The 26,590-nt window shown below is 74.6% G+C and carries 24 protein-coding genes and 4 pseudogenes; 18 read left to right on the top strand and 10 right to left on the bottom strand.

Annotation, left to right across the window (positions count from 1 at the left end; translation table 11 throughout):
• Positions 1-100: 100 nt before the first annotated feature.
• Both GEV43_RS36415 and GEV43_RS36420 read left to right on the top strand, forming a co-directional pair.
• Entirely contained in the window at positions 101-1,333 is a 1,233-nt protein-coding gene (locus tag GEV43_RS36415; RefSeq protein ID WP_160825295.1) for a sensor histidine kinase, read from the top strand.
• Positions 1,321-1,958: pseudogene (locus GEV43_RS36420) on the top strand (LuxR C-terminal-related transcriptional regulator). The gene GEV43_RS36415 and the pseudogene GEV43_RS36420 overlap by 13 nt, the downstream one beginning before the upstream one ends.
• Before the next feature lie 156 nt (positions 1,959-2,114).
• Here the strand turns inward: GEV43_RS36420 and GEV43_RS55455 are convergent.
• A pseudogene (locus GEV43_RS55455) lies at positions 2,115-2,399 on the bottom strand (TetR/AcrR family transcriptional regulator C-terminal domain-containing protein); the annotation flags it as partial.
• Between GEV43_RS55455 and GEV43_RS55460 the strand changes: the two are divergent.
• Positions 2,329-2,532 (top strand): hypothetical protein, encoded by a 204-nt coding sequence (locus tag GEV43_RS55460; RefSeq protein WP_309240123.1) that lies wholly within the window; start codon positions 2,329-2,331, stop codon positions 2,530-2,532. The pseudogene GEV43_RS55455 and the gene GEV43_RS55460 sit on opposite strands and share 71 nt — an antisense overlap.
• A 23-nt stretch (positions 2,533-2,555) precedes the next feature.
• Here GEV43_RS55460 and GEV43_RS55465 read toward each other — a convergent pair.
• A pseudogene (locus GEV43_RS55465) lies at positions 2,556-2,783 on the bottom strand (hypothetical protein); the annotation flags it as partial.
• Between GEV43_RS55465 and GEV43_RS36430 the strand changes: the two are divergent.
• A pseudogene (locus GEV43_RS36430) lies at positions 2,775-4,365 on the top strand (ABC-F family ATP-binding cassette domain-containing protein). The pseudogenes GEV43_RS55465 and GEV43_RS36430 sit on opposite strands and share 9 nt — an antisense overlap.
• Before the next feature lie 11 nt (positions 4,366-4,376).
• On the opposite strand, the gene GEV43_RS36435 reads toward GEV43_RS36430, so the two are convergent.
• The gene (locus tag GEV43_RS36435; protein ID WP_309240124.1) at positions 4,377-6,086 is read right to left on the bottom strand and encodes an amidohydrolase family protein; all 1,710 of its coding nucleotides are present in this window, start codon (positions 6,084-6,086) and stop codon (positions 4,377-4,379) included.
• Between GEV43_RS36435 and GEV43_RS36440 the strand changes: the two genes are divergently transcribed.
• Together GEV43_RS36440 and GEV43_RS36445 are read left to right on the top strand one after the other, a co-directional pair.
• Entirely contained in the window at positions 6,055-6,867 is an 813-nt protein-coding gene (locus GEV43_RS36440; RefSeq protein WP_160825297.1) for an alpha/beta fold hydrolase, read from the top strand. The two genes, GEV43_RS36435 and GEV43_RS36440, sit on opposite strands and share 32 nt — an antisense overlap.
• A 238-nt stretch (positions 6,868-7,105) precedes the next feature.
• The gene (locus tag GEV43_RS36445; RefSeq protein WP_206681560.1) at positions 7,106-7,774 is read left to right on the top strand and encodes an alpha/beta hydrolase; all 669 of its coding nucleotides are present in this window, start codon (positions 7,106-7,108) and stop codon (positions 7,772-7,774) included.
• Between the two features lie 67 nt (positions 7,775-7,841).
• Here GEV43_RS36445 and GEV43_RS36450 read toward each other — a convergent pair whose 3' ends face one another.
• Positions 7,842-8,792: a LysR substrate-binding domain-containing protein gene (locus GEV43_RS36450; RefSeq protein ID WP_160825298.1), complete on the bottom strand. Its 951-nt coding sequence runs from the start codon at positions 8,790-8,792 to the stop codon at positions 7,842-7,844.
• A gap of 186 nt (positions 8,793-8,978) precedes the next feature.
• Here GEV43_RS36450 and GEV43_RS36455 point away from each other — a divergent pair, with 186 nt between their 5' ends.
• The 10 genes from GEV43_RS36455 to GEV43_RS36500 all read left to right on the top strand — a co-directional run bounded on the left by GEV43_RS36455 (position 8,979) and on the right by GEV43_RS36500 (position 17,948).
• Complete coding sequence (locus GEV43_RS36455) at positions 8,979-10,415, top strand: 2-hydroxymuconic semialdehyde dehydrogenase (protein WP_160825299.1); 1,437 nt, start codon at positions 8,979-8,981, stop codon at positions 10,413-10,415.
• 9 nt (positions 10,416-10,424) lie between these two features.
• Positions 10,425-11,222, top strand: a complete 798-nt coding sequence (locus tag GEV43_RS36460) for a fumarylacetoacetate hydrolase family protein (protein ID WP_309240125.1) — start codon at positions 10,425-10,427, stop codon at positions 11,220-11,222.
• Positions 11,222-11,968: a 2-keto-4-pentenoate hydratase gene (locus GEV43_RS36465; RefSeq protein WP_160825300.1), complete on the top strand. Its 747-nt coding sequence runs from the start codon at positions 11,222-11,224 to the stop codon at positions 11,966-11,968. The genes GEV43_RS36460 and GEV43_RS36465 overlap by 1 nt, the downstream gene beginning before the upstream one ends.
• Entirely contained in the window at positions 11,965-12,408 is a 444-nt protein-coding gene (locus GEV43_RS36470; RefSeq protein ID WP_160825301.1) for a RidA family protein, read from the top strand. Before GEV43_RS36465 ends, GEV43_RS36470 begins: the two co-directional genes overlap by 4 nt.
• On the top strand, positions 12,405-12,980 hold the full coding sequence (locus GEV43_RS36475; protein ID WP_160825302.1) for a 3-hydroxyanthranilate 3,4-dioxygenase: 576 nt from the start codon (positions 12,405-12,407) through the stop codon (positions 12,978-12,980). Before GEV43_RS36470 ends, GEV43_RS36475 begins: the two co-directional genes overlap by 4 nt.
• 153 nt (positions 12,981-13,133) lie before the next feature.
• Complete coding sequence (locus GEV43_RS36480) at positions 13,134-14,198, top strand: amidohydrolase family protein (RefSeq protein WP_160825303.1); 1,065 nt, start codon at positions 13,134-13,136, stop codon at positions 14,196-14,198.
• Positions 14,199-14,238: 40 nt separating this feature from the next.
• Positions 14,239-15,153 (top strand): acetaldehyde dehydrogenase (acetylating), encoded by a 915-nt coding sequence (locus tag GEV43_RS36485; RefSeq protein WP_160825304.1) that lies wholly within the window; start codon positions 14,239-14,241, stop codon positions 15,151-15,153.
• Positions 15,150-16,184, top strand: a complete 1,035-nt coding sequence (gene dmpG, locus GEV43_RS36490) for a 4-hydroxy-2-oxovalerate aldolase (RefSeq protein ID WP_160825305.1) — start codon at positions 15,150-15,152, stop codon at positions 16,182-16,184. Before GEV43_RS36485 ends, dmpG begins: the two co-directional genes overlap by 4 nt.
• The gene (gene kynU, locus GEV43_RS36495; protein ID WP_160825306.1) at positions 16,181-17,512 is read left to right on the top strand and encodes a kynureninase; all 1,332 of its coding nucleotides are present in this window, start codon (positions 16,181-16,183) and stop codon (positions 17,510-17,512) included. Before dmpG ends, kynU begins: the two co-directional genes overlap by 4 nt.
• Before the next feature lie 232 nt (positions 17,513-17,744).
• Positions 17,745-17,948, top strand: coding sequence for a cold-shock protein (locus tag GEV43_RS36500; RefSeq protein WP_131889351.1), 204 nt, complete (start codon positions 17,745-17,747; stop codon positions 17,946-17,948).
• Between the two features lie 548 nt (positions 17,949-18,496).
• Here the strand turns inward: GEV43_RS36500 and GEV43_RS36505 are convergent.
• The 4 genes from GEV43_RS36505 to GEV43_RS36520 all read right to left on the bottom strand — a co-directional run bounded on the left by GEV43_RS36505 (position 18,497) and on the right by GEV43_RS36520 (position 22,473).
• A complete protein-coding gene (locus GEV43_RS36505; RefSeq protein ID WP_160825307.1) occupies positions 18,497-18,916 on the bottom strand; it encodes a luciferase family protein in 420 nt (139 codons plus the stop codon).
• Between the two features lie 80 nt (positions 18,917-18,996).
• The gene (locus tag GEV43_RS36510; protein ID WP_309240126.1) at positions 18,997-20,394 is read right to left on the bottom strand and encodes a threonine/serine exporter family protein; all 1,398 of its coding nucleotides are present in this window, start codon (positions 20,392-20,394) and stop codon (positions 18,997-18,999) included.
• Between the two features lie 106 nt (positions 20,395-20,500).
• A complete protein-coding gene (locus GEV43_RS36515; protein WP_160825308.1) occupies positions 20,501-21,253 on the bottom strand; it encodes a TetR/AcrR family transcriptional regulator in 753 nt (250 codons plus the stop codon).
• Complete coding sequence (locus GEV43_RS36520; protein ID WP_160825309.1) at positions 21,250-22,473, bottom strand: acyl-CoA dehydrogenase family protein; 1,224 nt, start codon at positions 22,471-22,473, stop codon at positions 21,250-21,252. Before GEV43_RS36520 ends, GEV43_RS36515 begins: the two co-directional genes overlap by 4 nt.
• A gap of 56 nt (positions 22,474-22,529) precedes the next feature.
• Here GEV43_RS36520 and GEV43_RS36525 point away from each other — a divergent pair, with 56 nt between their 5' ends.
• Both GEV43_RS36525 and GEV43_RS36530 read left to right on the top strand, forming a co-directional pair.
• On the top strand, positions 22,530-23,276 hold the full coding sequence (locus tag GEV43_RS36525; protein ID WP_160825310.1) for an SDR family oxidoreductase: 747 nt from the start codon (positions 22,530-22,532) through the stop codon (positions 23,274-23,276).
• Positions 23,277-23,302: 26 nt separating this feature from the next.
• On the top strand, positions 23,303-24,259 hold the full coding sequence (locus GEV43_RS36530) for an NADPH:quinone oxidoreductase family protein (protein ID WP_160825311.1): 957 nt from the start codon (positions 23,303-23,305) through the stop codon (positions 24,257-24,259).
• Positions 24,260-24,313: 54 nt separating this feature from the next.
• Here GEV43_RS36530 and GEV43_RS36535 read toward each other — a convergent pair whose 3' ends face one another.
• Together GEV43_RS36535 and GEV43_RS36540 are read right to left on the bottom strand one after the other, a co-directional pair.
• On the bottom strand, positions 24,314-25,000 hold the full coding sequence (locus GEV43_RS36535; RefSeq protein WP_160825312.1) for a response regulator transcription factor: 687 nt from the start codon (positions 24,998-25,000) through the stop codon (positions 24,314-24,316).
• Between the two features lie 34 nt (positions 25,001-25,034).
• Positions 25,035-26,306 (bottom strand): sensor histidine kinase, encoded by a 1,272-nt coding sequence (locus GEV43_RS36540; protein WP_175250976.1) that lies wholly within the window; start codon positions 26,304-26,306, stop codon positions 25,035-25,037.
• Positions 26,307-26,590 lie beyond the last annotated feature (284 nt).

Consider the following 26,590-nt stretch of genomic DNA (forward strand, 5'->3'; position numbering starts at 1 on the left):
GCGCCCTCCCGAATCGGGGGTGTAGCCCGCTACACCACGGGCCCGGGGGCCCGCCCCGGTGCGGGATCCGGGCGCTCGCATACGGTGAGCGCGAGGAGATATGAGACACGGACTGGAACGCAGCAGGGACGCCACGCGCTACCTGGTCGGCGGCCTGCGCACGGCGCTGCCCGCACTGGCCGGGCTCTGCCTGCTGCCCCTCGCCGTCCTCGCCGCGCTCCTGCTGGTCACGCTCCCGTGGCTGCCGGAGATCGTCCGGCCGCTGCGGGCGCTCGCCAACAGCGAGCGGCGGCGCGCGGGAGCGGCGCTCGGGCGGGAGATCCCCCGGCCGTACGAGCCCCCGCGCGGGACCGCGGTCGAGCAGTCGATGCGGCTGCTGAGGTCGATGTCCACCTTCCGGGACGCCGCCTGGATGACCGTGCACGGCCTCACGGGCCTGATCGCGGCGGTGATGGCCGTCGCGCTGTGGCCCGCGCTGGCGTTCTCGCTGTCGCTGCCGCTGTGGTGGTGGGCCGCGCCGGACGGCTCGCAGTCGGCGTTCGTCGTGCTCGACAGCTGGCCGAAGGCGCTGACGCTGCCGTTCGTCCAGGCGGCCCTGGAGGCGGCCCTGCTCTGGTGGGCGGTCCCGGCGTTCGCGCGCGGGCAGCGGCGCCTCGCGGAGGTCCTGCTGCGCCCGACCCGCCGCAGCAGCCTGACCGAACGGGTCGAGCAGCTCGCCGAGACCCGGGCCGGGGCGCTGGAGGCGCACGGCGCCGAACTGCGCCGCATCGAGCGCGACCTGCACGACGGCACGCAGGCCCAGCTCGTGGCCGTCGCGCTGCGGCTCGGCCTCGCCGACCGCAGGTTCGACGCCGACCCGGACGCGGCGCGGGCGCTGTTCCTGGACGCCCGCGACGGCGTCGAGGAGGCCCTGACCCAGCTCCGGACGGTGATCCGCGGCATCTACCCGCCGATCCTGTCCGACCGGGGGCTGCCGGGCGCGCTGCGCGCCCTGTCCTCGGGCCAGCCGATCCCGATCGACCTGGACGTCGCCGAGGACACCCGCGACGTCCCCGCCGCCGTCGAGGCCGCCGCCTACTTCGTGGTGGCCGAGGCGCTGACGAACGTCGCCAAGCACAGCGGCGCGCGGCACGCCCTGGTCCGCGTCCGCCGAGGCGATTCGCGCCTGGAGATCACCGTGCGGGACGATGGGAAGGGCGGCGCCGACCCGGCGCGCGGCAGCGGCCTGGCGGGCATCCGCCGCCGCGTCGCCGCGCTCGACGGCGTCACCCGGATCGACAGCCCCGACGGGAAAGGCACGGCCCTCGACGTGGAACTGCCATGCGGATCGTGATCGCCGAGGACAACGTCCTGCTCCGCGAGGGCCTGGTGCTGCTGCTCAGCACCGACGGCCACGAGGTCGTCGCCGTCGCGGGCACCGGCCCCGAGGTGCTCCCGGCGCTGCTGGAGCACCGGCCCGACGTGGCCGTCCTCGACGTCCGGCTCCCGCCCGGCTTCCGCGACGAGGGGCTGCGCGCGGCGATCGGGGCCCGCAAGGCGCTGCCCGGCCTGCCCGTCCTCGTGCTGTCGCAGTACGTCGAGGAGACCTACGCCGCCGAGCTGCTCGCGGGCGGCGCGGAGGGCGTCGGCTACCTGCTCAAGGACCGGGTCAGCCGGGTCGGCGAGTTCCTCGACGCCCTGGAGCGCGTCGCCGCGGGCGGCACCGCCCTGGACCCCGAGGTCGTCGCGCAGCTCATGACGGCCCGCCGCGACCCCCTCCAGGCCCTCACCCCGCGCGAGCGGGAGGTGCTGGCGCTGATGGCCCAGGGCCTCGACAACGCGACGATCGCCTCCACGCTGGTGATCACCGAGCGGTCGGTCAGCAAGCACATCGGCAGCGTCTTCCTGAAGCTCGGCCTGCCCCGAGCGACAGCGGCCACCGCCGCGTCCTCGCCGTGCTCGCCTACCTCAACTCCTGACCGTCCCCGCCGCCCCGGGAGGGCCCGGAGGCCCCGCCGCGCCCGCCGCCCCGCCGCGCCCGCCGCGCCCGCCGTCCCGGGAGGGCCCGCGAGCGGCGCGAGGCCGTCCAGCAGGCAGGCGAGGCCCTGCGCGAACGCGGCGTCCCAGTCGTTGCCGCTGACGTGGCCGTGGGCGGCGAGGCTCGGGTAGCGGTCGCGGTGGGCGGCCAGGTGCGCGTCGGCCGCCTCGCGGACGGCCGCCTCGTCCTCCCCGGCGGAGCTGACCTGCATCAGCGCCGACCCGATCACGTAGTTGGCCAGCGCGTACGCCGCCGTCACGAGGGGCTGTCCGGCGAACCCGGCGGAGACCAGCGCGGCGTGCAGGAACTCCGTGCGCGCCAGCACGTTCGGCCCGAGCAGGGGACGCCCGAGCACGGACGCCGACCACGGATGGCGCAGCATCGCCGCCCGCCAGCCGCCGATCAGGGCCGTCACGTCCGCCCGCCAGTCCGCGGCCTCGGGCAACTCGACCTCGCCGAAGATCGTGTCGAGGGCCAGGTCGAGCACGTCGTCCTTGGTCCTGACGTGCCAGTAGAGCGTGGTGGAGCCCGTGCCGAGCCGTTCGGCGAGGCGCCGCATCGTGAGGCGGGCGGCGCCCTCCTCGTCCAGCAGCGCCACCGCCTCCGCGGCGATCCGCTCGCGGCTCATCGGCGGGCCCTCGCGGCGCGGGCGGGCCGTTCGCAGCCAGACGCTCTCGGTCATGCCGCCGGAGTCTAGTACGTTGGGCGTGTACCGGATCGTCGGTCCAGTAACTCGAACACCGTACGAGGAGCGTTGGTGGGACATGTCGAGGTCAGCCGGCTGACCTATGCGCTGCCCGACGGGCGGCCCCTGCTGGACGACGTCTCGTTCCGCATCGGGGAGGGCGCCAAGGGGCCCTCGTCGGCCCGAACGGGGCGGGGAAGACCACGCTGCTCAGGCTCGTCGCGGGCGATCTCGCGCCCGCCCGGGGACCGTGGTGAGCGGCGGCGGGCTCGGCTTCATGCGGCAGTTCATCGGCGGCGTGCGGGACGGGCGGACCGTCCACGACCTGCTGCTGTCGGTCGCCCCCGCGCGCGTGCGCGAGGCCGCGGCCGAACTGGCGCGCGCCGAGGCGGCGCTGGACGACGGGGAGCGCAGCCAGCTCGCGTACGCGCAGGCCATCGCCGACTACGGCGACGCGGGCGGCTACGAGATGGAGGTCGTCTGGGACACCTGCACGACGGCGGCGCTCGGCCTGCCGTTCGACACGGCCGCGGCGCGCGGCGTGGGGACGCTGTCGGGCGGCGAGCAGAAGCGCGTCGTCCTGGAGGCGCTGCTGAGGGGCCCCGACGAGGTCCGGCTCCTGGACGAGCCCGACAACTACCTGGACGTTCCGGGCAAGGAGTGGCTCGCCGAACGGCTGACCGCCGCGGCCAAGACCGTCCTGCTCGTCTCGCACGACCGCAGGCTCGTCGCGGACGTCGCCGACCGGATCGTGACCGTCGAGTCCCGCGACGTGTGGGTGCACGGGGAGGGTTCGCCGGGTACGCGCGGGCGCGGCGTGAGCGCACCGACCGGCTCCGCGAGCGCAAGCGGCGGTGGGACGAGGAGCACGCGCGGCTGCGGCGGGTCGCCGACACCCTGCGGCGGCGGGCCGCGGGCAACGACGCGGTCGCCTCGTCCTACCAGGCGGCGCGGACGCGGCTCGCGCGGTTCGAGGAGGCGGGCCCGCCGCGCGCCGCCCGAAGGAGCAGAACGTCCGGATGCGGCTCACCGGCGGCCGGACCGGTAAGCGGGCGCTCAGGTGCGAGGACCTGGAGCTGACCGGCCTGACGCGGCCGTTCGGCACGGAGGTCCTGTACGGCGAGCGCGTCGCGGTGCTCGGGGCGAACGGGTCGGGCAAGTCGACGTTCCTGCGGCTGCTCGCGGGCGCGGACGTCCCGTACGCGGGGACGTTCCGGCTGGGCGCGCGGGTCGTCCCGGGCACTTCGTCCAGACGCACACGCGGCCCGACCTGCACGGGCGCGCCCCGGCCGAGATCGTCATGGCGGAGCACGCCCTCACGCGCAACGACGCGATGGCGGCGCTGGCGCGCTACGAGCTCGCGCCCGCCGGCTCCCGCCCGTTCGAGACGCTGTCGGGCGGGCAGCAGGCGCGGTTGCAGATCCTGCTGCTGGAGCTGTCGGGCGCGACCCTGCTCCTGCTGGACGAGCCGACCGACAACCTCGACCTCGCCAGCGCCGAGGCCCTCCAGCAGGGCCTGGAGTCGTACGAGGGCACGGTGCTCGCGGTCACGCACGACCGCTGGTTCGCCGCGGCCTTCGACCGCTACCTGGTCTTCGGCGCGGACGGCGGCGTCCACGAGACGGGCACCCCGCTCTGGAACGAGCCCCGAGCGCCCCGCTGACGGGCCCAGGGTCAGCCGGGGAGGCCGTCGGCGTAGGCGGCGCCGAAGTTGCGGGTGGCCATGCGCTCCGCCTGGCCGAACCAGGCGGCGATCTCCTCCGGCTCGTGCCGGGGGAGCGCGGCGGTGGCCTCCTGGATGCGGGCGAGGGACGCGTGGGCGCGGTCGCGGACCGCGGCGAGGTCGACGCCGACGAGGCGCCCGTCGCGCTTGCGGACCACGCCGTCCACCAGGACCGTGTCCACGTCGGCGGCCGTGGACTGGAGCACCACCGAGCCGACCGGGTGGCTGGACGGGACGAGCCCGAGCCGCGGGCGCACCACGATCACGTCCGCCTTTTTGCCGGGGGTCAGCGAGCCGATCCGGTCGCCGAGGCCGAGGACGTCCGCGCCGTTCACGGTGCCCCAGGCGAGCGCGTCGCGGGTGCTGAGGCCGATCGTCCAGGGCATGGTCCCGGTCGCGTGCACGCGGTCGTTGTCGAGCATCCGCTGCGTCTGGAGCCCGAGCCGCATCTGCGAGAACAGGTCGCCGGACCCGACGCAGACGATGTCGGTGCTGACGCCCGGCGCGATCCCCGCGTCGATCGCGGCGCGGAACGGCGGATGCCCCATGCCCATCTGCATCTCGGTCTCCGGCGCGATGGTGACCTTGGCGCCGGTGTCGGCGAGCATCCGCCACTCCTGGCCGTCCAGCGCGGGGCAGTGGATGTGGACGTGGCCGGGCAGCAGCAGCCCGTGGTCGTCCATCTCGCGCAGGCCCTTGAGCAGGATCGAGGTCGTGGCGGCGGCCGTGTGCGAGGCGACCAGGACGCCGAGGTCGCGGGCGGCGCGGACCTCGGCGGCGGTGTCGGCGAACGGCACCGTGCCGAAGTCGCTGAGCAGCATCCCCATCCGGACCAGCCCGCCGTCGGACGACAGCGCCCCCGCGCGCAGCCGCCGGGCGTCCGCGATCCGGTCGGCGTGCGCGGCGAAGCCGGGCGGGCTGAAGTCGTACTTCTGCATCCCGTACGCGTAGACGGCGCGGATCCCGGCCTCCGCGAGCGCCTCCACGGCGGCGTCCGCGTGCGCGGGCGTGTTGACGCAGTCGCAGCAGTCCATGATCGTCGTGACCCCGGCGTCGAGCGCCTCCAGCGCCCCGACGAGGGAGGCGGTGCCGAGGTCGGCGGCCTGGAGGACCGAGCCCGTCCCGTAGAAGGTGGACGCGAGGAACTGCGGCAGCGACATGTCGGCCGACACCGCGCGCAGCAGCGCCATCCAGGTGTGCCGGTGGCTGTCCACCATGCCGGGCAGCACGAACCCGCCGGCCGCGTCGATCCGTTCGGCGTCCACGCCCGCGAACTCCTCGGCGTCCCGGGCCACGGCCGCGATCCGGTCGTCCTCGATCAGCACCGCGCCCCGGGCAGATCGCCCAGCGCGCCGTCCATGCTGATCACGTGGCCGCCGGTCACGACGGTGCGGGCGACGCTCATGGGGATGCCTCCTCGGGGTACGGGTCCGTGTCCGGCATATCGTGGGGCTCGCGGGGACGGCGCGGTAATGCCGCTTCTCCGCCGGGGGATAGCGGAACGGGTATAGCGCTCCCGCTCCGCGCGCCTCCGCTATAGCGCGCTCGTGATGCCACGCCGCCGGTTCGGTATTTGATCGGTATGCCCTCGCGGCGGGAGGCTGACCGGGACCAGGAGGGTACGCACACATGAAGACCGCAGTGATCGACGGCCGCAACATCGACTACGACATCACGGGCTCCGGGCCCGCCGGCGCCCCGGACCTGCTGCTGCTGAGCGGCTGGTGCCAGGACCACCGGCTGTTCGACCCGGTGCTGCCGCTGCTGGCCGAGCACCACCGGGTGATCCGCGCCGACTGGCGCTCGCACGGCTCCGACCGGACGCTGGACGGCGAGTTCGGCGTCCGGGAGATGGCCGACGACACGATCGCCCTGCTCGACCACCTCGGCGTGGAGCGGGTCGTCCCGGTCTCGACCTCGCACGGCGGCTGGGCCAACCTGGAGATCACCGACCGGCTCGGCGCCGCCCGGGTCCCGCGCACCGCGGTGATCGACTGGCTGGTGCTGCGGGCCGAGCCGGCGTTCCTCGCCGGGCTGCGCCTCGGGTACGACCCGGAGCGGTGGCGCGAGGGGCGGCAGGGGCTGTTCGACATCTGGCTCGCGATGGCCGACTGCCCGCCCGTCAAGCACCACCTCGAAGAGGAGATGGCGAAGTTCGACCCGGAGCTGTGGCGGCTGTCGTGCCGGGTGATCGAGGACGCGTACGCCACGCACGGCTCGCCGCTGGAGCGGATGGCCGAGATCAAGGAGCCGCGGCCGATCGCGCACCTGTTCTCCCAGCCGCTGGTGGAGTCCTACCGCGCCGCGCAGCGCGACTTCGCCGCCGAGCACCCGTGGTTCGAGCCGCACTGGATCGACGGGGAGACGCACTTCCCGACCCTGGAGTCCCCGCGCGCGGTCGCCGACCTGATCACGGAGTTCGCCGCGAAGGCCGACCGGTGACCCCGGGCGGCGGGCCCGGCGGAGCGCCCGGCGTCCCGGCGGGCCTGGACGACTGGCCGGGCCGGGAGCTGTCGGACGAGGAGCTCGACGTCGCCTACAACGTGCGGCGCAAGGCCGGGCCCGACCTGTTCGCGCGGCACATGGAGCGCTACCGCGCCGAGTCGGACGCGGCGGTCGACGGGCTGCCCGGCCGTCCCGGCGTCGTCTACGACGAGGCGAGCGGCGAGCGCCTCGACGTGTGGGGGCGGACGGCTCCGGCCCGCGGCCCGCGTTCGTCTGGATCCACGGCGGCTACTGGATGGCGCTGTCGCGGCACGACTCGGCGAACATGGCGCGGATGCTGCACGCCGAGGGCGTCGCGACCGTCGTCCCCGACTACACGCTCGCGCCGGAGGCGACGCTGGAGGAGATCGTCCGCCAGGTGCGCGCGTCGGTCGCGTGGGTGTACCGGCACGGCCGCGAGCACGGCCTCGACCCCGACCGCATCGTGGTCGGCGGCAGCTCGGCCGGCGGCCACCTCACCGGCATGACCATGGTGGACGGGTGGCAGGCCGGCCTCGGGCTGCCCGCCGACGTGGTGAAGGCCGCGCTGCCGATGAGCGGGCTGTTCGACCTGCGCCCGCTGACCCGCGTGTACGTCAACCAGTACGTCCACCTGGACGTGCCGCGCGCCGCCGCGCTCAGCCCGGCGCTGCTGCCCGCCTCGCGGCGCGTCCCCGCCGTGTTCGTCAGCCCCGAGCACGACGGCCTCGGGTTCCTCGACCAGTCGCGCCGCTTCCAGGCGCACTGGGGGAACGGGGAGCTGCTCGCGGTCGAGGGCCGCGACCACTTCGACGTCGTTCTCGACCTCGGCGACCCGGACACCTCGGCGAGCCGCGCCCTGCTGGCCCTGATCCGCGCCCTCTGATCCGCGCCCTCTGAGGCGAGCGCCCGCGCCCGCCCGCGCCCCCGCGAGCGCAGGGGGCGCGGCGCGGTCATGCGCCGGCGGGGTCGTCCACCAGGTCGTAGATCTCGGCGGCGCGCTGGCGCAGGTGGTCGAGCATGAGCCGGGCGGACGGGGTGAGCGAGCGCTGGGCCGGGAGCGTCACGCCGACCTGCCGCCGGACGGCCTCCAGCCCGACCGGCAGCGGCGCGATCTCCGCGTCGGTCCGGGCGACCAGCTCCGGCAGCGCCGCGATCATGTCGGTGTCGCGCACGAGCGTGCGGACCGTGAGCACCGAGGTGCACTCGACCAGGTTCGCCGGGGGGACGAGGCCCGCGCCGGTGAACATCTGCTCCAGCTCGCGCCGCAGGGCCGTCTGCTCCAGCGGCAGCACCCACGGGTAGTCGAGCAGGTCCTCCAGCGTCAGGCCCGCGCGGGACCGGGCCGGGTGCCCGAGCCGCGCGACGAGCCGTACGGGCTCGCTGTAGAGGGTGATCTGGCGCAGCCCGCGCACGTCCTCGATCGGGTTGAGGCGGCCGAGGATCAGGTCGATCTCGCCGTCGAGCAGGCGCGGGACCTGCGCGTCGAACGTGGCCTCCTGGACGACCACGGTGATGCCCGGCCGGCTCCGCTTGAGCGTGGCGATCGCGCGCGGCAGCAGGACGTTGGACCCGGCGAGCAGCGTGCCGATCGTGACCGTGCCGACGTCGCCGTCCGCGAGGCCGGTGATCCGCTCGCCCGCGCGGCGCAGCTCGGCGAGGACGGCCCGCGCGTGCTCGACGAACGCGTCGCCGAACAGCGTGGGCGTCACCCCGCGCGGCCCGCGGGTGAACAGCTCCACGCCGAGGATGTGCTCGACCTCGCGCAGGCTGCGGGTCACGGCGGGCTGGGCGAGGTGCAGGTGCTCGGCGGCGCGCAGCACGCTCCCGTGGTCGGCGATGGCCACCACCAGGACCAGGTGCCGCAGCTTGAGCCGCCCGTTGAGCAGGTCGATCGCGCGCATACCGCCTTAGTATCACAGTCCCGTCATAGCTCGCGCCGCCGGACGTACCGAACGGTCATGCCAGGGTGCGGCCCTCCCGCTATCACCGAACGGTGATGTCAGACGTGGCAAAGGGTATTTGTCAGGCATAGCTGTGCGGGCGGATGATCTCAGTGTCCGAACCGAGCAGGCGATGGAGGCAACGGGATGAAGGCGGAGCACTACGTCGGCGGGGTCTTCCGGGCGGACGGCCCCACGTTCCCGCTGATCACGCCCGTCGACGGCGCGGAGGCGGGGTCCGTCCCCGAGGCCACCCGCGAGGTCGTGGACGACGCGGTGGCCGCCGCGCGGGCCGCGCTCGCCGGGCCCTGGGGCGCGACGCCCGCCGAGGAGCGCGCCGCCGCCCTCCGGCGGATCGCCGACGGGATCCAGGAGCGGTTCGAGGAGTTCGTGGACGCCGAGGCCGCCGACACCGGCAAGCCCCGCGAGCTGGCGGCCACCGTCGACATCCCGCGCGCGATCGGCAACTTCCGCGCGTACGCCGACCTGCTCTACGCCCGCCCCGAACGGGCCTACACCACGCAGATCCCGGGCTGGAGCACCGGCACCGGGCAGGCGCTCAACTACACCGTCCGCCGCCCGCTCGGCGTCGTCGCGATCATCTCCCCGTGGAACCTGCCGCTGCTCCTGCTGACCTGGAAGGTCGCCCCGGCCCTCGCCGCCGGGAACGCGGTGGTCGCCAAGCCGTCCGAGGAGACCCCCTCCACCGCGACGCTCCTCGCCCAGGTCATCGACGCGGCGGGGCTCCCGGCCGGGGCGTTCAACCTCGTCCACGGGCACGGCGCGGACGCCGCCGGGGAGTTCCTCACCGGCCACCCGGGCGTGGACGCCATCGCGTTCACCGGCGAGTCCGCCACCGGCGCGGCGATCATGCGCAACGCCGCCGACCACGTCACGCCCGTGTCGTTCGAGCTGGGCGGCAAGAACCCCGCGCTCGTCTTCGCCGACGCCGACCTGGACGCGGCCGTCGAGGGGACGGTCCGGTCGTCGTTCACCCATTCCGGGCAGATCTGCCTGTGCACCGAGCGCGTCTACGTCGAGCGCCCGGTGTTCGAGGAGTTCGTGTCCCGCCTCGGAGAACGGGCCCGCGCGCTCGACGGGTACGGGCCGATGATCTCCGCGCAGCACCGCGACAAGGTGCTCTCGTACTACCGGCTGGCCCGCGAGGAGGGCGCCACGTTCGTCGCCGGGGGCGGCGCGCCGTCGTTCGGAGACGAGCGCGACGGCGGCTTCCACGTCGAGCCGACCGTCATCACCGGGCTGCCCGAGACCGCCCGCACCGTCCGCGAGGAGGTGTTCGGCCCGATCTGCCACGTCGCGCCGTTCGACACCGAGGACGAGGCGCTGCGGCTCGCCAACGACAGCCCGTACGGCCTCGCCTCCACCGTCTGGACCCGCGACCTGTCCCGCGCGCACCGCGTCGCGCCGCGGATCGAGACCGGGATCGTCTGGGTGAACTGCTGGAACCTGCGCGACCTGCGCACGCCGTTCGGCGGCGTCAAGGCTTCCGGCATCGGCCGCGAAGGCGGAGAGTACTCCCTGGACTTCTTCTCCGAGCCCGTCAACGTCTGCATCCAGATCTGAGAGCGAGCAGTGACCGAAACAGCGATTTCAACGATCGACGCGGCGGCCGAGCGCATCCTCGGCGCGTACGCGTCGGGCGTCCCGTGCGCCCCCGTCCGCGATCTGATCACCACGGCGGACGAGGCGTACGCCGTCCAGGAGCGCCTGACCGAGAGGTGGCTCGCGGACGGGCGCAGGCTGGCCGGCCGCAAGATCGGCCTGACCTCGAAGGCCGTCCAGAGCCAGCTCGGCGTGGACAGCCCCGACTTCGGGATGCTGTTCGCCGACATGGCCGTCCCGGACGGCGCGGAGATCCCCGCCGGGGCCGTCATGCAGGCCAAGGCCGAGGCCGAGGTCGCGCTCGTCCTGGAGCACGACCTCGTCCACGAGCGGCACACGGTCGCCGACCTGATCCGCGCCACCGCGTTCGCCCTCCCGGCGATCGAGGTCGTCGGGTCCCGCATCCGCGACTGGGACATCACCCTCGCCGACACCGTCGCCGACAACGCCTCGTGCGGGATGTACGTGCTCGGCAACCGCCCGGTCGCGCTCGCCGACGTGGACCTGCGCCTGTGCGGCATGGTCGTGGAGCGCCGCGGCGAGCAGGTCTCGACCGGCACCGGCGCCGCCTGCCTCGGCCACCCGCTGAACGCGGCGCTGTGGCTCGCCGACACCCTCGCCCGCCTCGGCCGCCCGCTCCGCGCGGGCGACACCGTCCTCACCGGCGCGCTCGGCCCCATGGTCGCCGCCGTCCCCGGCGACGTCCTGGAGGCCCGCGTGGACGGCCTCGGCGACGTCCGCGTCGCCTTCGCCGCGGAGGAGGAGTGATGGCCGACATCGCGAAGCTGGCCGACGCGCTCGACGCGGCCGTCCGGGACGCCCGCGCGATCCCGAAGCTGACCGAGCGCGACCCGTTCGACGTGGCGACCGCCTACCTGGTGCAGCGCGAGGTCATCGACCGCCGCAAGGCCCGGGGCGAACGGCTCGCGGGCGTCAAGATGGGCTTCACCAGCCGCGCCAAGATGGTCCAGATGGGCGTGGACGACGTCATCTGGGGCCTGCTCACCGACGCGATGGTGGTCGAGTCCACCGTGGACGCCTCGGCCCTGATCCACCCCCGGATCGAGCCGGAGATCGCGTTCCTGATCGGCCGCGAGGTCCGCTCGCCCGCCGACGCGGGCGCGGCCGTCGCCGGCGTCGCGGTCGGGTTCGAGGTGCTCGACTCGCGGTACGAGGACTTCAAGTTCACGCTGCCCGACGTGATCGCCGACAACGCGTCCGCCGCCGGGTTCGGGTTCGGCTCCTGGCACCCGCCCCGCGACCTCGCCAACGTCGGGCTGATCATGGAGATCGACGGCCGCGTCGCGCAGACCGGCTCGTCCGCCGCGATCCTCGGCGACCCGTGGCGCTCGCTGCGCGCCGCCGCGCGGCTGGCGCAGGAGGCGGGCATCGCGCTGGAGCCCGGCCACGTCGTCCTCGCGGGCGCCGCGACCGCCGCGGTCCCGCTGCCCGCGGGCGCGCACGTCCGCGTCACCGGCGCGGGCCTCGGCAGCGTGGAGGTGACGACGCGATGAGCGACGCGATCCTGGTCCAGGGCAAGGCGAAGCCGCGCGGCCGGTTCCCGCACCTCAAGCGGGCGGGCGACCTGGTGTTCGTGTCCGGGACGAGCTCGCGGCGGCCGGACGGCTCGTTCGCCGGCGCCTCGGCCGACCCGATGGGCGTCACCGACCTCGACATCCGCGAGCAGACCCGCGCGGTGGTCGAGAACATCCGCGACCTGCTGCGCGCCGCCGGCGGAGACCTGTCCGACGTCGTCAACGTGACCGCCTACCTGGTCAACATGAACGACTTCGGCGGCTACAACGAGGTCTACGGCGAGTACTTCGACGAGACCGGCCCGGCCCGCACCACCGTGGCCGTCCACCAGCTCCCGCACCCGCATCTGCTCATCGAGATCTCGTGCGTGGCCCATATCCCGCAGAGCACCGCCCCATCCGAGGAGGCCCGGCCATGACCCTGCCGAAACTGTCGTTCGGACAGCCGTTCAACTTCGAGGCGTGGATCGACGAGCACCGCCACCTGCTCAAGCCGCCGGTCGGCAACGTGCAGGTCTGGAACGAGGCGGGGCTGATCGTCATGGTGATCGGCGGCCCGAACCAGCGCACCGACTTCCACGACGACCCGACCGAGGAGTTCTTCTACCAGGTCAAGGGCGACATGGTGCTGCGCGTCATGGAGGAGGAGGGCAGGCCGCCGGTCGACGTGCAGATCAACGAGGGCGACGTGTTCCTGCTGCCCCCGCACGTGCGGCACTCCCCGCAGCGGCCGGTGCCCGGCTCCATCGGCCTGGTCGTCGAGGTGCCCCGTCCGGAGGGCGTGCAGGAGGCGTTCGAGTGGTACTGCGTGAAGTGCCACCACCTCGTGCACCGCACGCAGCTCCAGGTCCGCTCGATCGTGGACGACCTGCCGCCCGCGTTCCAGAAGTTCTACGACGGCGACCGCACCTGCCCGAACTGCGGGGCCGTGCACCCGGGCAAGAACTGGCCCGACGACATGGTCCCCAAGACCGCGCCCCGCGGCGCCTGACCCGTTCGCCTGGGGGACCGCCCCCCAGACCCCGAATCGCGGGGGAGGCCGCCTCGCCTCGCCGCGACCGCCTTCCCCGCCCCGCTCCGCCTCTCCCGCGGCCCGCCCCACCGCGCCGCGCGGGCGCGGAGCGGGCTCGACAACGGAGGATCCGTGACAGTCTTCGACGTCCACGCCCACGTCTTTCCCCGGCTCGCCCGGGACGAGGGCCGCGTGCTCGCCGACACCGGGGAGCCGTGGCTGCGCGTCCACGGCGACGGCACCGGGATGATGATGAGCGGCGACGACGAGTACCGGCCGGTCGTCGAAGGGCTCTGGGAGCCCGCCGCCCGCCTCGCGGACATGGACGCCGCGGGCGTCGACGTCCAGGCCGTCTCGTCCACGCCGCTGATGTTCGGATACTCCGCGGACCCGTCCCGCGCCGCCGACTGGTGCGACCTGGTCAACGAGCGGATCCTGGAGTACTGCGCGCCCGCCCCCGACCGGCTGCTGCCGCTGTGCCAGGTGCCGCTCCAGGACACCGCGCGGGCCTGCGAGGTCGCCGACCGCGCCGCGGCGGCCGGGCACCGCGGCGTCCACATCGGCAACCACGTCGGCGACCGCAACCTGGACGACCCGGGCATCACCGAGTTCCTCGCGCACTGCGCCCGGATCGGCCTGCCCGTCCTCGCCCACCCGTGGGACATGCTCGGCGCCGACCGGATGCGCGGCCACATGCTGCCGTGGCTGTCGGGCATGCCCGCCGAGACGCAGCTCAGCATCCTCGGCCTGATGCTGTCCGGCGCGTTCGAGCGCATCCCCGAGACGCTGCGGCTGTGCTTCTGCCACGGCGGCGGCAGCTTCGCGTTCCTGCTCGGCCGGGCCGACAACGCCTGGCGCAACCGCGACATCGTGCGCGCCGACTCGCCGCGCCCCCCGTCGGAGTACACCCGCCGGTTCCACGTCGACTCGGCGGTGTTCGACCCGAGGGCGCTGCGGCTGCTGGTGGACGTGATGGGCACCGACCGGGTGATGCTCGGCACCGACTACCCGTTCCCGCTGGGCGAGCAGGAGCCCGGCTCGGTGATCCGCGAGTGCCCCGGGCTGGACGACGCCGAGCGCGAGCTGCTGCTCAGCGGCAACGCGCGGGCGTTCTTCGAGACCGCCCCCGCGCCCGAGCCCGCGCCCGCCGCCGCGCCCACCGCGGTCGCCGCGCCGGTCGCCGGGAGCGCGCCGTGAACGTTCGGACGACCCCCAACGAAGGAAGGCAGGCACGGCCATGACGGACGAGCGGCGCGTCGCCATCATCGGGTCCGGCAACATCGGCACCGACCTGATGATCAAGGTGATCCGTACCTCGAAGGACCTGGCGGTCGCGGCGATGGCCGGGATCGACCCGGAGTCCGACGGCCTCGCGCGGGCCCGCCGGATGGGCGTGGCCACCACCCACGAGGGCGTCGAGGGCCTGGTCGCCATGCCCGAGTTCGCCGACGTGCGGGTGGTGCTCGACGCGACCTCGGCGGGAGCGCACCGGCACAACGCGAAGGTGCTGGAGCCGTACGGCAAGAAGCTGGTCGACCTCACGCCGGCAGCGATCGGCCCGTACGTGGTGCCCGCCGTCAACATCGACGAGCACCTCGCCGCCCCGAACGTCAACATGGTCACCTGCGGCGGCCAGGCCACGGTGCCCGTCGTCGCGGCCGTCTCCCGGGTGGCGCCCGTCCGGTACGCCGAGATCGTCGCCTCGATCGCGTCCAGGTCCGCCGGGCCGGGCACCCGCGCCAACATCGACGAGTTCACCGAGACGACCTCGCGGGCGCTGGAGGAGGTCGGCGGCGCGGCGAAGGGCAAGGCCATCATCGTGCTGAACCCGGCCGAGCCCCCGCTGATCATGCGCGACACCGTGTACTGCGTGGTCGGCGACTGCGACCACGGCGAGGTCCGCGCGTCGATCGACAAGATGATCGCCGACGTCGCCGCGTACGTCCCGGGCTACCGGCTCAAGCAGCGGGTGCAGATCCGCCCGGTCGCCGGGGACGACCCGCTCGCCCCGCTCGCCGGCGGGGAGGGACAGCTCGTGTCGGTGTTCCTGGAGGTGGAGGGCGCCGCCCACTACCTGCCCGCGTACGCCGGGAACCTCGACATCATGACCTCGGCCGCGCTGCGCGTCGCGGAAAGGATGGCCGCGCTGTGAGCAACGAACTGTACGTCCAGGACGTGACCCTGCGGGACGGGATGCACGCCGTCCGGCACCGCTACACCGTCGACCAGGTCCGCGAGATCGCCGCCGCGCTCGACGCGGCGGGCGTGGACGCCGTCGAGGTCGCGCACGGCGACGGCCTCGCCGGGTCGTCGGTCAACTACGGCCCCGGCGCGCACCTGGACGAGGAGTGGATCGCCGCCGCCGCCGAGGTGATGGAGCGCGCCACGCTCACCACGCTCCTGCTGCCCGGCATCGGCACGATCGCCGAGCTGAAGCGGGCGTACGAGCTGGGCGTCCGCTCGGTGCGCGTCGCGACGCACTGCACCGAGGCCGACATCTCCGCCCAGCACATCGCGACGGCCCGCGAGCTCGGCATGGACGTCGCCGGGTTCCTGATGATGTCGCACATGGCCCCGCCCGAGAAGCTCGCCGAGCAGGCCGGGCTGATGGAGTCGTACGGCGCGCACTGCGTCTACGTCACCGACTCCGGCGGACGGCTGACGATGGACGGCGTCCGCGACCGCGTCCGCGCGTACCGGGACGTCCTGGACGCCGGGACCGAGATCGGCATCCACGCCCACCACAACCTCGGCCTCGGCGTCGCCAACTCCGTCGTCGCCGTCGAGAACGGCGTGCGCCGCGTGGACGCCTCGCTCGCCGGGATGGGCGCGGGCGCCGGGAACTGCCCGCTGGAGGCGTTCGTCGCCGTCGCCGACCTCATGGGCTGGAAGCACGGCTCCGACGTGTTCAAGCTGATGGACGCCGCCGACGACATCGTCAGGCCCCTCCAGGACCGCCCCGTCCAGGTGGACCGCGAGACCCTCACCCTCGGCTACGCGGGCGTCTACTCCAGCTTCCTGCGGCACGCCGAGGACGCGGCCCGCCGCTACGGCCTGGACACCCGCGACATCCTCGTGGAGGTCGGGCGCCGGGGTATGGTCGGCGGCCAGGAGGACATGATCGTGGACATCGCGCTGGACCTGCTCGAACGGAACCGAGCCGACGGGGCCTCCGCCCGGTGACCGCCGGGCGGCGGGCCGCGGCGGCGGCCGGAAGGGGCGGCGGCACGGGCCCGGCCGCCGAGGCGGAGGCGCGGCGGCTCGACGCGTCCGACCCCGTGCCCTCGCTGCGCGCCGAGTTCCACGTCCCGCCCGCGCCGGGCGGGGCGTACCCGGAGGCGGCCTACTTCGCCGGCAACTCCCTCGGCCTCCAGCCGAGGACGGTCGCCGGGCTGCTCCGCGAGGAGCTGGACGACTGGGCGCGGCTCGGCGTGGAGGGCCACACCCGGGGCCGCCGGCCCTGGGTGGACTACCACGAGCTGCTCCGCGAGCCCGCCGCCCGTCTCGTCGGCGCGCTGCCGCACGAGGTCGTCGCGATGAACACGCTGACGGTCAACCTGCACCTGATGATGGCCAGCTTCTACCGGCCGTCCGGGGAGCGGACCCGGATCGTCATCGAGGACACCGCGTTCCCGTCCGACTCGTACGCGGTCGCGAGCCAGGCCGTCCACCACGGCCTGGACCCCGCCGACGCCGTTGTGCGGCTGCGGCCCCGCGACGGCGAGGAGCACCTGCGCACCGAGGACGTCGTCGCCTACCTCGAACGCGACGGCGCCCGCGTCGCGCTGCTCCTGCTCGGCGGCGTCAACTACCTGACCGGGCAGCTCATGGACATGGCGGCGATCACCCGGGCGGGCCGCGCCGCCGGCGCGGTCGTCGGCTGGGACCTCGCCCACGCCGCCGGGAACGTCCCCCTCCGCCTGCACGACTGGGACGTCGACTTCGCCGCCTGGTGCACCTACAAGTACCTCAACTCCGGGCCCGGCGCGGTCGCGGGCTGCTTCGTCCACGAACGGCACGTCCGCGACGCCTCGGTGCCGAAGCTGTCGGGCTGGTGGGGGACGGAGCGGGCGACGCGGTTCGAGATGGCGCCCGAGATCCGCCCGCCCGCGTCCGCCGACGCCTGGCAGGTCTCCAACCCGCCGGTCCTCGCCCTCGCGCCCGTCCTCGCGTCCCTGGAGATCTTCGACCGGGCCGGGATGGACGCCCTGCGCGCCCGCAGCGGGCGCCTCACCGGCTACCTCGCCGACCGGCTCGCGCCGATCCCCGGGATCAGCGTGATCACCCCGTCCGACCCGGCCGCGCGCGGCTCCCAGCTCTCCGTCCGCGTCCCGGGAACGGGCGGCCTGGACGCGGGCGCGCTGGTCGAACGGCTCGCCGCGGAGGCCGGCGTGATCGCCGACGCGCGCGAGCCCGACGTCGTCCGGCTCGCCCCCGTGCCCCTGTACTGCACGTTCCACGACTGCCACCGCGCGGCCGAGGCGCTCGCCGCGATCACCGGTTCGGCGTAGCGGCGTGTCGATGCCCAGAACCCTGGACTCATACGGGGGGTTATCGGCTACGATGAAGGCGTTGCAGTCGTAGTTTCCTCGAACGTTTGCTCAGCGAAGCGCCCGCGGAATTAAAGACAGCGGGCGTTTTTTGCTTCTCCGGCAGATCCGGTGAACGCGAGACAAGGTCCGCAAGCAGCCCCGAGCCGCCGAGGTGGCGGCCGGTGAGCTTCACCGAAGGAGAGACACAGGCATGGCCGAAGGCACCGTGAAGTGGTTCAACGCCGAAAAGGGCTTCGGGTTCATCGCGCCGGACGGTGGCGGCCCTGACGTGTTCGTCCACTACTCGGCGATCACCTCCAGCGGCTACCGGAGCCTCGACGAGAACCAGCGCGTCGGCTTCGAGATCACCCAGGGCCAGAAGGGCCCGCAGGCCGAGGGCGTCTACCCGCTCTAAGGCCCGCGCGCCCCTCCAGGGGCACGCACGCAGTCCGTACGGGCCGCGAGCGGCGCCGCACCGGATCCCCCAGGACCCGGCCGCGACCGCCGCCCGCGGCCCGTCCGACTTCCAAGCCCCACCCGCCTCCGCAGCCCCCCGGCCTGTCGGCGTCTCAAGCCCGCCGGTTCGTCAGGCGGCGCCGGCTTTCCCCGAACCGCCCTGCTTCCCGCTGCCTGCTGGCTTCTCGGCCCCCGCTTTTCCCCGGCGCGCCAGCTTCTCGGCCCCCGTCTTCCTCCGGCCTGCAGGCTTTTCAAGCCCGCCGGTTTGTCAGGCCGCGCCGGCTGTCCCCGGCCCGCCTGCTTCCCGCTGGCCGCCGGCTTCTCGGCGTCCCGTCTTCCTCCGGCCTGCCGGCTTTCAAGCCCGCCGGCATGTCAGGGCGCGGGCTTGTCGGTCCCGCTTTCCAGGTACGCCGGGGCTCTCGCCGCAGGTCGGCCTCTTCTAGCACGCGATCTCTCCGGGCGCGTCGAGGCGCTGGGCGGGCGACGCCGTCCATGCCGCCGAAGGGTTCAGGAGCGCACGGGTTTTCGGGGTGGGCGGCGGCCGTTGGCCACGGCCATCCCGCAGGGGGACGGCGCCGCCGAGCCCCGCAGGGGATCGCTGTTGGCCTTGATCGCGACGCTGGCGAGCGACATCACCAGCGACAGGTCCGAGTCGGTGTCGAGCCGCACCGCGATCCAGTCGCCGCCCGGCCTGATCGCCACCCGCCCCGACTCGGCGAGCGCGGCGCCGAGCCGTTCGACCACCGGGCGGGTCAGCCGGAGCTCGGCCTCGTCGCCGGTGTGCAGGTGCATGATCTGGCCGCCGCCCGCCGCGAGGGCGATCCCCACGCCGCAGTCGGCCCGGACGGCGGAGACCCCCGGCCAGGCTTCGATCCGGGCGGCGAGCCGCCCGGCATTGGTCGTCGCGCCACTCCCGCTGGCTGCCACACCGCCATCGTTGCGCCGAAGCGGCGTCCGGCGGAACCGCCCGAGTCGAAATCGTTACGGGCGGGCGTCCGCCGCGGCGGTCACGACCGCACGCGGCGCGCGGCGGGGCGCAGGACGCGGCGGGCCGGCCGGACGACGCGCAGCAGCTCGGCGCCGATGTAGACGCCCGCGCCGATCGCCAGCGCCGTCGCGAGCGCCTCCACGAGCACCAGCGCCCCGCGGCCGGTGTCGCCGCCGGTCAGCTCCACCATCCCCCGGTACATGAGCGTCCCCGGCATCAGCGGCGCGATGCACGGGGTGACGCAGATCAGCGCGGGCACGCCGCGCCACCGCGCGAACGCCGTCCCGGCCGCGCCGACGGCGGTCGCGGCGATCGCCGTGGCCGGCGCGGACGGCAGGTCGAGCTGCCGCATCTCCACGAACACCGTCCAGCTCACCGCCCCGCCGACCGCGATCGGCGCGAGGTAGGCGCGCGGCACGAGGTGGAACACGGCGAACGCCGCCGCGATGGCCGCCGCGCCGATGCTCTGCGGCACGGCGAGCCGCGACGGCGCCTGCGGCAGGTCGCCCAGCGAGATCGGCAGGCCGAGCCGCGCCGCGAGGTAGATCACCGCGCCGATCCCGCTCAGGATCGCGGCGATCACGAACAGCACCTCCACCAGCCGCGTCGTCCCGGTGACCAGGTCGCCCGCGATGCCGTCCTGCATCGAGACCACCAGCGCCCGGCCCGGGATCAGCGCGATCACCACGCCGACGATGACCGCGCCGGACGCGACGGGCGCGTCCGTCCACACCAGCAGGACCGTCACCAGCGACCCGATCGCCGCCGCGAGCGCCATCTGGAAGAAGTCGGCGATGCCGCGCCGGCCGAGCCACGCGCCGGTCCGGTCGCCGAGGACGATCGCGGCGAACGCCGACGCCGCCGCGAGCCGGCCGCCCCCGACCAGCACCGCGCCCGCCGCGCCGAGCAGCGACAGCGAGCCCGCCACCGCCCAGCCCGGGTACGCCGTGCGGCGGCCGATGATGTCGCTGAGCCGGAACCTGGCCTGCTGGAGCGTGAGCCGCCCGGCCGACGCGTCCCCGACGAGGTCGTGCACGGCGGCGAGGCGCGTGTAGTTCGGCAGCCGCCTGCGGACCCGCCGCTCGGCCGTCACCGGCGGCCGGCCCGCGCCGCGCGGCAGGTACGACAGGCCGACCGCCGCGAGCGTCACGTCCACCTCGCTGTGCGGCAGCCCGTACGCCCGGGTCATCCGGCCGATCGCGAGGTCGACGGCCTCGGCGGTCTCCCCGCCCGCGAGCATCAGCTCGCCCACCCGCAGCGCCAGGTCGATCGTCGCGTACGCGTCGTCGCCGACCCCGGGCGCGTACCCGCCGCGCAGCGCGAACTCCATCGCCGCGTACTCGTTGGCCCCGGCGTCGTCGCCGCTCTCCGGAGGCCGCCACGGCTCCGACGCGGGCTCCCACGACTCCGACGTCACGCCGCCCGACCCTAACCGCCGCGCCGCCGCCCGCCCGCGCCCCCGGGCGGCCCTGGCCGATTCTTTGCGAAGCCGCCGGGCCGCCGGCCGTCCGTCGTCCCGCGGGTCAGTGGCGGGGGCGGTCCAGGCGCTCGCCCGTCCGCAGCCGGTCCAGGCCGAGCCAGATGAACTCGATCGCCATCCCCTCCGCGCGCTCGCGCGGGGTGTCGGGATGCTCCAGCCACCACGACACCATCGACAGCATCGACCCGTACATCAGCGGGACGAGCAGTCGCGCGCGGCTCTCGTTGACCGCGAGGGCGGCGGGGGACAGGGCCGGGTCGGCGCGGCGGCGGCGCAGCAGCAGGTCGGCGAACGCGGTGCCGAGCCGTTCGCGCAGCTCCCGCAGCTCGGGCCCGACCTCGGCCTTGTCGAGGTGCCGGATGACCAGCGCCCAGGCGTCCGGCTCCGCGGTGGCGTAGTCGAACAGCACCCGGATCATCGCGCGGACGCCCTCGATGGAGTCCTGCTCGGCGAGGACGGCCTCGTTCAGCCGGGCCGTCAGCTCGCCGACGATCGCCTCGGTGACCTCGGCGAACAGCTCCTCCTTGGAGGCGAAGTGCTGGTAGAGCAGCGCCTTGGACACGCTCGCCGCCGCCGCGACGTGCTCCATCTGCGTCAGGTGGTAGCCGCGCCGCCCGAACTCCTCCAGCGCCACCTGGAGGAGCTGCTCGCGGCGCCGGGCGTACGGCATCCGCCGCCGCGCGCCCGGCCCCGCGTCCCCCGCCCCCGCGCCGGCCGGGCCCGGGCCCGCCGCTCCCGCTTCGTCCGGCGCGGCGGCGTCCGCGGCCGGTGTCGAGTCCCCCGTCAGCCCCGTCATTTGCCGAGGTACCTGCCCAGCTCCGCGCGCGCCACGCTGCGGACGTGGACCTCGTCCGGGCCGTCGGCGAGGCGCAGCGTGCGCAGCCCGGCCCACATCGCGGCGAGCGGGGTGTCGTCGGAGACGCCCGCGCCGCCGTGCACCTGGATGGCGCGGTCGACGACCTCCAGCGCGACGCGCGGCGCGATCACCTTGATCGCGGCGACCTCGGACCGGGCCGCCTGCACGCCCTGCTTGTCGATCAGCCAGGCGGTCTTGAGGGTCAGCAGCCGGGCCTGCTCGATCGCCATCCGCGACTCGGCGATCTGCTGCCGGACGACTCCCTGCTTGGCGAGCGGCCCGCCGAACGCGACGCGCGACACGGCCCGTTCGCACATCAGCTCCAGCGCCCGCTCGGCCATGCCGATGGCGCGCATGCAGTGGTGGATGCGGCCGGGCCCGAGCCGGGCCTGGGCGATGGCGAACCCGCCGCCCTCCTCGCCCACGAGGTTCCCGACCGGCACCCGCACGTCGGTGAACGTGATCTCGCAGTGCCCGTGCTGGTCCTGGTAGCCGAAGACGGGCAGCGGCCGGACGACCTCGACGCCGGGCGCGTCCAGCGGGACCAGCACCATCGACTGCTGCCGGTACGGGTGCCCGTCCGGGTCGGTCTTGCCCATCACGATCATGATCTCGCAGCGCGGGTCGGCGGTGCCGGTGATCCACCACTTGCGCCCGTTGACCACGTAGTGGTCGCCGTTCCGGACGATCGAGGTGGCGATGTTGGTCGCGTCGGACGAGGCCACCTCCGGCTCGGTCATCGCGAACGCCGACCGGATCTCGCCGTTCAGCAGCGGCTTCAGCCAGCGGTCCTTCTGCTCCGGCGTCCCGAACAGGTGCAGCACCTCCATGTTGCCGGTGTCGGGCGCGGCGCAGTTGGTGGCCTCCGGCGCCAGCTCGGGGGAGCGGCCGGTGATCTCGGCGAGGGACGCGTAGTCGGTGACCGACAGGCCGTGCGCCGGGTCCTCGCTGCCGGGCAGGAACAGGTTCCACAGGCCGCGCCGGCGCGCCTCGGCCTTCAGCTCCTCCACGACGGGCGGGACGTGGTGCTCGCGGCCCGCCGCGCGCAGCTCCGCGCGCTGCGCCGCGTAGACGGGCTCGGCGGGGTAGACGTGGGCGTCCATGAAGTCCTGGAGGCGGCCGAGGTGGTCCCGGGCCCGCTCGCTCAAACCGAAGTCCATTCCGGTATGGTAACTGACGAGTCAGTTACTTGCGGAGGGGAACCGGAGGGAGCCGGATGACGGCCTTCGAGGCAAGCGGCAAGGTCGCCCTGATCACGGGCGGGTCGAACGGCATCGGCGCCGCCGTGGCCCGGGAGCTGGCCGGGCGCGGCGCCCGGCTCGTCCTCGCCGACGTGGACGAGGACGCGGGCCGCGCCCTCGCCCGCGAGCTGGACGGCGCGTTCGTGCGCTGCGACGTGCGCGACCCCGCCGACAGCGAGGCCGCGGTGGCGGCGGCACTCGACCGGTTCGGCGGGCTGGACGTGGCGTTCCTCAACGCGGGCGTGTCGAGCGGCTGCGGCGTGGACGGCGACTTCGACCCCGAGGTGTACCGGCGCGCGATGGCCATCAACGTGGACGGCGTCGTGTACGGCGCGCACGCGGCCCTGCCCGCCCTGCGCGCCCGGGGCGGCGGCGACATCGTCGCGACCGCGAGCATGGCCGCGCTGACCGCCACCCCGTTCGACCCGATCTACGGCGCCAACAAGGCCGCCGTCGTCGGGCTCGTCCGCGCCCTCGGCCCCGCGCACGCGGCGGAGGGCGTCCGGGTGAACGCGCTGTGCCCGTCGTTCGCCGACACCGACATCATCGTCCCCCTGAAGGGGCATCTCCAGGAGACGGGGTTCCCGATCCTGGACGTCGCCGACGTGGTCGAGGCGTTCATGGCGATCCTGGACGGGGAGGGGACGGGCGAGGCGTGGTTCGTCGTGCCCGGCCGGGAGTCCGCGCCGTTCGCGTTCCGCGGCGTGCCCGGTCCCCGCTGATCCGGAATCCGATGGAAGGAGCGCGGATGCGCGCTGTGCAGATCACCGAGTTCGGCGGCCCCGAGGTCCTGAACGTCACCGAGCTGCCCGAGCCCGAGGCCGGGCCGGGGCGGGTCCTCATCAACGTGTCGCGGGCCGGGATCAACTACGCCGACACCCACCAGGCCGAGAACAGCTACCTGTCGAAGGCGTCGCTGCCGCTCGTCCCCGGCGGCGAGGCCGTCGGCACCACGCCGGACGGCCGCCGCGTCGTCGCGCTGCTCGGCACCGGCGGCTACGCCGAGAAGGCCGTCGCGCCCGAGGAGATGGCCTGGGACGTCCCGGACGCGGTGGACGACGTCACCGCGCTCGGCATGGTCGTCCAGGGGGCGTCGGCGTGGCTGCTGCTGCGCCGCAGCGTGCACCTGGCCGAGGGCGAGTCCGTCGTGGTGCACGCGGCGGCCGGAGGCGTCGGCACCCTCGCCGTGCAGCTCGCCAAGGCGTGGGGCGCGGGGCGGGTCATCGCGACCGCCTCGTCCGAGGACAAGCGCGCCCTCGCCCTCGACCTCGGCGCCGACGTGGCCGTGGACGCCAACGAGCCCGACATGAAGGCCGCGCTCATCGACGCCAACGGCGGGAAGCGCGTGGACGTCGTGCTGGAGATGACGGGCGGCGAGGTCACCGACCAGAGCCTGCGGGCGCTCGCGCCGTTCGGCCGCCTGGCGTTCTACGGGATGGCCTCGCGCAAGCCGCCGACGCCCGTGCAGCCCGCCGCGCTGATGGCGCACTCCACGACGATCGCGGGCATGTGGCTCGCGCACGTCTTCCAGCTTCCCGGCGACGTGATGCGCACGGCGCTCGGCGAGCTGTTCGCGCTGGCCGCCGACGGCCGACTGCGCGTCGTCGCGGGCGGCGAGTACGGCCTGACCGGGGTCCGCGAGGCCCACGAGGCGCTGCGCTCGCGCCGGACGACCGGCAAGCTGGTCCTCGACCCCGCGCGCTGAGCCCCGCCCCGGCCTGCCCTGCCCCGGCCCGCGGGCGGGCGGGCCGGGGCGCGTTCAGCCGACGAGGCCGTTCTCGTAGGCGTAGACGACGGCCTGGGTGCGGTCGCGGAGCGCGAGCTTGGTCAGGACGTGGCCGACGTGGGTCTTGACCGTCTGCTCGGCGAGGACGAGCTCGGCGGCGATCTCGGCGTTGGACAGGCCGCGGGCGATGAGGCGCAGGACGTCCAGCTCGCGCGGGGTGAGGCCCGCGGTCGCGCCGGGGCTCGGGCGCTGGTGGCGGCGCCGGCGCGCGAAGTCGCCGATCAGCCGGCGGGTGATGGACGGCGCGAGCAGCGCGTCGCCGCCCGCGACGACGCGCACGCCGCTCACCAGGTCGGCGGCCGAGGCGTCCTTCAGCAGGAAGCCGGACGCGCCGGCGCCGAGCGCCTCGTACACGTACTCGTCGAGGTCGAACGTCGTCAGCACCAGCACCTTCGGGCGCTGCCCGGCGGGGTCGGGGCTCGCGGCGGGGTCGCCCGCGGGCTCGCCGACCAGCTCGGCGGTCGCGGCGAGGCCGTCCATCTCGGGCATCCGGATGTCCATCACGATCACGTCCGGGTCGAGGGCGCGGGCCAGGTCCACGGCCTCGCGCCCGTTGCCCGCCTGCCCGACCACCTCGATCTCGGGGTCGGAGGACAGCAGCGCCGCGAGCCCGTCGCGGATCATCACCTGGTCGTCAGCGATCAGCACCCGAATCGTCACGAGAGAACCTTACGGGCAGCGCCGCCGGGCGGCGTCACGGCGCGTCGTACGGCAGCTCGGCGACCACCGACCAGCCGCCCCGCTCGCGCGGGCCCGCGGTGAGGGCGCCGCCGAGCATCGTGACGCGCTCGCGCATCCCGACCAGGCCGTGCCCGCCGCCGTGCGACTCCTCGGGCGTGCTGCGGGCGCCGTCGTCCACGACCGACACGGTGAGGCCCGGCGCGGCGTAGCGGATCTCGATCCGGACGTCCGCGCCCGGCGCGTACCGGGCGGCGTTGCTGAGCGACTCCTGGACGATCCGGAACGCCGACAGGTCCACGCCGGCGTCCAGCGGGCGCGGCAGCCCGACGACGGTGACGGACACCTTCAGCCCGTACTTGCGGGCGGTGCCGACCAGGTCGTCGAGCCGGTCCAGGCCCGGCTGCGGCGCGCGCTCGGCGCCCTCGTCGTCGGAGCGGAGCAGGCCGACGACGCGGCGGGTCTCGGTCAGCGCCTCGCGCGCCGCGTCCCGGACGACCCCGAACGTCTGCTTCGCCGCGTCCGGCAGGTCGGGGATCTTGTACGGGGCGGCCTCGGCCTGCATCGCGATCACCGACATGTGGTGCGCGACCACGTCGTGCAGCTCGCGGGCGATCCGGGCGCGCTCCTCCAGCACCGCCTGCTTGGCGAGGTCCTGGCGGCGCAGCTCCTCCTGCTCGCGCAGGATCGCCTCCACGGTGCGCCGCCCGCCGACCGCGTCGCCGAACGCCAGCACCACGATCACGATGCCGGCGAGGATCGTGCCGAACCAGCCCGCCATCCCGAACAGCACGGCGGGCGCGATCAGGCCCGCGATGCTGACCGCGCCGACGCCGATGGTGGTCTCGCGCTCGCACGCCATCGCGACGAAGAACAGGATGATCATGAACGCGAGCCACGCGGTGACCGGCCAGGGCCAGAAGTAGCGGCCCGACAGCAGCAGCGCCCCCACGAGGAACCCGGCCGCGCTCACCCGCCAGGCGCGCAGCGGCCAGCGCGGCGCGAACAGCAGCGGCAGCGCCTGGAGCACCCCGATGGGCCACGCGAGCGCCGTGCCGGGCGGCGGGCGGAACAGGTTCAGCGGGATCGCGATCGCGCCCGCGGTGAACCCGACCGTGAGCGCCAGCAGCACGATCATGATCGGGATCCGCAGCCACAGCGCCGCGGGCAGGTGGGTGCCCGACGGCTCGCCGGGGCCGGGCACGAGCGCCGCGCGCACGCCGCGCAGCAGCCGCGGATGGCGGTGCCGGTCGGCGCGGTCGCGGTGGGATGGGTCTGCGTCGTTCATTTGGCTCCGAGCCTAAGGTGCCCGGGACCTGGGCCGCCTGCCCCGGCAGAGGGAGATCGCGACCGCTCCCTGGGTATCTTCTCTGTATTTCCGATTGACTTAATAGGGATTATGGTCCAGCCTGGACGGGTGACGTCCCGCAGCACCCTTCACGAGCGCCTCCACGTCGATCTGCGACGGCAGGCGAGCGCCCTGTGTCGTCCCCGGTCCCGCTGAGCCGGACGCCGGCGGCCCCGCGCCGCCCGCGCGCCCGGCGCCCGCCCGACGCCGACCGGAACGAACGA

Origin of the sequence: Actinomadura sp. J1-007, assembly GCF_009793335.1 — a bacterium.
GTDB classification, from domain to species: Bacteria; Actinomycetota; Actinomycetes; order Streptosporangiales; family Streptosporangiaceae; genus Spirillospora; species Spirillospora yumaensis.